The 4,572-nt window shown below is 48.3% G+C and carries 4 protein-coding genes; 3 read left to right on the forward strand and 1 reads right to left on the reverse strand.

Features of this window, described 5'->3' with window-relative positions; translation table 11 throughout:
- Positions 1–2,032: hypothetical protein (locus QZ375_RS13715; protein ID WP_295219854.1), on the reverse strand; the 2,032-nt coding region annotated here is incomplete at its 3' end.
- 463 nt (positions 2,033–2,495) lie between these two features.
- On the opposite strand from QZ375_RS13715, the gene QZ375_RS13720 reads away from it, so the two are divergent.
- The 3 genes from QZ375_RS13720 (at position 2,496) to QZ375_RS13730 (ending at position 4,417) form a co-directional block, all read left to right on the forward strand.
- Positions 2,496–2,681: a DUF1540 domain-containing protein gene (locus tag QZ375_RS13720; protein WP_295219856.1), complete on the forward strand. Its 186-nt coding sequence runs from the start codon at positions 2,496–2,498 to the stop codon at positions 2,679–2,681.
- A 376-nt stretch (positions 2,682–3,057) separates the two neighbouring features.
- Complete coding sequence (locus tag QZ375_RS13725; protein ID WP_295219858.1) at positions 3,058–3,303, forward strand: IreB family regulatory phosphoprotein; 246 nt, start codon at positions 3,058–3,060, stop codon at positions 3,301–3,303.
- Between the two features lie 370 nt (positions 3,304–3,673).
- Positions 3,674–4,417: a polysaccharide deacetylase family protein gene (locus tag QZ375_RS13730; RefSeq protein ID WP_295219859.1), complete on the forward strand. Its 744-nt coding sequence runs from the start codon at positions 3,674–3,676 to the stop codon at positions 4,415–4,417.
- Positions 4,418–4,572 lie beyond the last annotated feature (155 nt).

The following is a 4,572-nucleotide window of genomic DNA, read 5'->3' on the forward strand; positions in this document are numbered from 1 at the left end:
CAGCGTCAGATGTGTATAAGAGACAGGTAGTAGTTGTTGTTGTTGTTGTTGTTGTTGGCGGCGGCGGTGTGGTTTCGGTAGTTTCCTCGGTGTTCACGGTGTCGTCAATGATCCGAATGGAGCCGGATTCCAGAATGGGAATGGTGGAGTTGCCATCGGCGTTTACTGCACTGGCAGCAGTACCATTTTTTGAAAGATCCACAGCAGTAAGGGAAATCACATCTCCCGGTTGGACATCCTCGGAGAGCTCCAGAACCAGTACCCCCAGATCCAGATCATAATAGACATAATTCTCATCGGGGTCGATGCTGATATAATTGAGCCAGATCATATCTTGTTCGGAGAAGTTGGCTTGCAGTCCCAGATATTCTTGGTTAAAAGAGGTGGCGTCCATGGGCACTGCCAGGCTGCTGTCCCAGGAGATGCCGAATGCCACAGAAGCAATGCCTGCATTTTTGGTCAGTGTCAAGGGGACTTTTACTTCGTAGTCATCGAATTCCAGCTGATCCATGGTGATTTCCATATCGCCGATTTTCACAGAAGCAGCTGTTTCCTGCCGTTCGGTGGAGACAATGGAAATGCTGCCGGAGGAAAGCCGGATCTTGCCGGATTCGCCTTTGATGTCGGTAATCATGGCAGTGGAGCCCTCGCCGTCAGTCTCATCAACAGTCAGGGCAAACACATCACCCGGTGCAGCGTCCGGGCGTACCCGGAACTGGATGGTACAGAGAGAAGTACCCACATATGCGCCGTTTTTGCCCCGGTACAGGAACGGCAGCCATATTCCGCCGTTTGATCCGTAATCAGATGTGATCATGCCGAGATTTTTGTCATCATCGCAAGTGCAATCGATGAGATTCAGGTTGCTTGTTTCCCAGGAAACACCAAATTCCAACTGGGTGAAGGCACTGTTTTTGGAGATGTTCACAGGGATATTGACGATATAGTCATTTGCCTCTAATTCTTTCGGCGTGATCTCAATATTTGGCAGGGAGACGATGCCGTTTGCATAGGAGTTCACCGGTTGGGTGGAGGTAATGCGGATCGTACCGGTGCACAGGGTCAATGTACCCTCCTTACCGTCGGAATTGATGACATTTGCCTCTTCGCCGTTTGATCCTGTTGCGGTCAGGGTGATCTCATAGAAGTCTGCCGGTTTTGCATTGTCGGGAACACGAAACCGCAGGGTGCAGATGTCAGTGCCGGTATATCGTTCATCCGCAAAGACCTGGATCCATCCGGTGCCGCTGCTGTCGTCAAAGGATGGTATCAGGGATAGTCCCTCCGGGGTATTGCCGGAAGGTGCCTCAGAGATGAGCTGGGTGTTGTCCCAACTGACGCCGAATTCCAGCCCATTGAAACCGTTGTTGAAAGTTGCCCGAATGGGAACTTCTACAATATGATCATTTTCTTCCAGATCCTGCATGGATGCCTTGGCAACGCCTTCATCGCCGATCTCCAGGGAGACTTCGGGGACGATATTATCCACAATGGAGATGCCGCCGCATATGTAGTCTAGCTGAATATGATTCACCGAGGTATCGGCATATTGTGCTGGGTTGTGGGTATAGTCTTCATATACGCCGTTGACCTCCAGAAACTCTCCTACCTGGACATCTTCATTGAGTTGAAATGTCACGGCATACAGATCAGTTCCGTTGTAGTTATTTACATAGGTCGCCCACATGTAATCGTTGTCGGGGGAATAGGCGAACATCGGCGATGTTTGGTAGTCAGTGCGCTTTGCACCCAGAGCACTCATGCGTGTATTGTCCCATGAGACACCGCATTGTAAGATCACAAAGCCGGGGTTGTCGGGGAATGTAACGGGAACAGTTACCAGATAGTGATCTTTTATCAGCTGATCCATGTCGACCTGCACCGTGGCAATTTTCAGTGTAGATGCACTGTTCGTTGTGGTTTCCGCCGAGACATAGCTCTGACGCATGGGCGAAAACAGTACAGCAACGGCGGTCAGTGCCAGCAGCACTGCGGTGAGCATCGCTGTACATTGTTGTGATATTCGTTTCATATTGATTTATCCATCCTCTCACATGAAAATGCCAACTCTTGTTGTTTTTATTGTATCACAATTGCATAAGAAAGTCAACAACATAGTCCTGATTTTATATGTAATGCACATAGATCGGGGCTGATTTTGGGGATTTCGCTGGAGCAGGATCTTAGCTTGCTGTTGTGGTACGCCTTTTGCTGCATAGAAAGCAAGATGAGCGCTATATTATAGTTTTAACGATCAAATTTCTGCAAATAAATTTCCAACTTCATACATAATATAATACCATTTCTTTTCCTTCTTGTCAATCCGACAACCCGACAAAATGTTTTCTGCTTTGTGCATAGAATTTGCAGAATCGGGCATACTGGGACTGTACTGATACGGCAGCAGTCCCCACAAAGAACCGTTCCGGCGGAGCGGCAGAGAAAACGCATTATGCTGCCGCAGCAGTAACATTTTCAGAATTGGAGAATATACCATGGAAATGAAAAAGAAAAACAACAACATCAAGTGTTCTGTTACCCAGTGCAAGCACAACATGGTGACAGAGAACTACTGCGGTCTGGATTGTATTTGTGTAGGCACACACGAGTCCAACCCCACTGTGCCGGAGTGCACGAACTGCGATTCTTTCGTAAAGCGCACTTCCAGCGCACAGGGTTAAGAGCCTGTTCAGCATCTTTTCGCACGCATCTTGCTTGCATCTTTTCTGGGAGATTTTGCGAAAATACTCGGAAATCCACAAAGGATTTCCTCCGTTTTTCACTTCATCTCCCAAAAAATCTGACTGCGCAATTTGCGCACGCCCAGATACTGAACAGACTCTAAGCAGAACCCAGGCGAGATCATGTCGGAGAAAGGGACAACCCCGTCCCTTTTTCTGTACATATTGAGAAATCTATCAAAAGGTTCGTCAAATTGCACAAAAATCAAGGTGCATTCAGTTGCAAAACGGCAAAAAAAGTAGGAATCCCTTGTACATCACATGAAATTCGGGTATAATAGAAAAGTATCCAAGTTCCGAAGGAGGTTGATTTTTCATGTATGATAAAACCATGACGTTTTCTGTGAATGATGAAAAAGAGATCGAGATGAAGAAAACGCTGATGCTTGTATATGATGCGCTCACGAAAAAGGGATATAATCCGGTGAATCAGATTGTAGGCTACATCCTCTCCGAGGATCCCACCTACATAACCACATATAACAATGCCAGAAGTCTCATCCGGCATATCGACCGGGACGAGCTGCTCCAGGCATTGGTAAAGTCCTATTTGGGCAACTGAGCGTCATCCCATGCTCTGCCGGAGACAAGGCAGAATACATGAATGAGCATTTCCATGATCGTACAGAAACAGCACGGTGTCCTGCGTACAAGCGGAACAAAGGCTGCTCGAAATATCCTCCGAACCTGCACTGCGCTGGAACGGGGGATTATTTTTTTGAATTAGGAATGAGGGATGATAGTGTTCGCTTCGCTCACGAATCATAAAACGCCGCTGAAAGCTTATCGATTTTATTTTAAAATCCATCGCCGCAGGCGATACTTCCATTCCTAACTCATCATTCCTAATTCTACTTTAAGCCGCATAAATTCTCTGCCCACGGGCATACTAACTCTGGCTGCAACAGCAGCTGCAAGGAGGCGAACGCAATATGAACCGTTGGATAGCTGGTATGATGTCCGGACTGCTGACAGCGGCAGTCATCCCGGTGGTGCCTGTCAGTGCAGTCAGCAGTCAGGTCATTGGCTATGGGCAGGGCACAGCGGTGGACAGCGAAAACCGACCGTTGGATGCGCTTGCTTTTGACGAACAATATGCAGAATATGACGCATATGCCACAACGCCTGATCGAAGCCGGATCATTCTGACCTTTGACCAGGGCTATGAAAACGGCTATACCGCACAGATCCTGGACACATTGCAGGAGAAAAATGTATCAGCCATCTTCTTCCTGACTGGTGACTATGTCAAGAAGGAAACGGAACTGGTAGAACGAATGATCGCAGAGGGACATACTCTGGGAAATCACGGTATGACCCACGCCAGTCTGCCGACTCTGTCGGAATCTGAGGCAAAGGCGGAGATCATGGATCTGCACCAGTATGTGCTGGACACCTATGATTATGAAATGCAGTATTTCCGTTGCCCCTGCGGAGAATATTCCGAGGCAGCATTGGAGACCGCACAGGAATGCGGTTATCGCACCCTGTTCTGGAGCGATGCCTATGTGGACTGGAAAACAGATGCCCAGCCCGACCCGGCACAATCTCTGGAACGATTGGAGGAACATGCCCACGGCGGCGAGATTTTGCTGTTGCACGCTGTCTCTTCTACCAATGCGGAAATTCTGGGGGATCTCATTGACGCACTTCGTGCCGACGGATATACCCTTTAAACAGAACAAGGAAACGACCCGGCAAGCCCGTCGGGTTGTTTTTATAAGATCAGTTCATTTAGGGCAACACCATGCCGCAGGCGGCAATGAAGTTTTTTGGTCCAGCAATTTTTCAAAAATGCTGGTGGGGTCAAGGGGCAAAGCCCCTTGTCGCC

This window comes from Ruminococcus sp. (genome assembly GCF_019417665.1).
Lineage (GTDB): Bacteria > Bacillota > Clostridia > Oscillospirales > Ruminococcaceae > Ruminococcus_C.

Excerpts from the sequence above, each read along its gene's own strand:
- QZ375_RS13720 (WP_295219856.1), top strand. The coding sequence starts at position 2,496 with ATGGAAATGAAAAAGAAAAACAACAACATCAAGTGTTCTGTTACCCAG.
- QZ375_RS13725 (WP_295219858.1), top strand. The coding sequence starts at position 3,058 with ATGTATGATAAAACCATGACGTTTTCTGTGAATGATGAAAAAGAGATC.
- QZ375_RS13730 (WP_295219859.1), top strand. The coding sequence starts at position 3,674 with ATGAACCGTTGGATAGCTGGTATGATGTCCGGACTGCTGACAGCGGCA.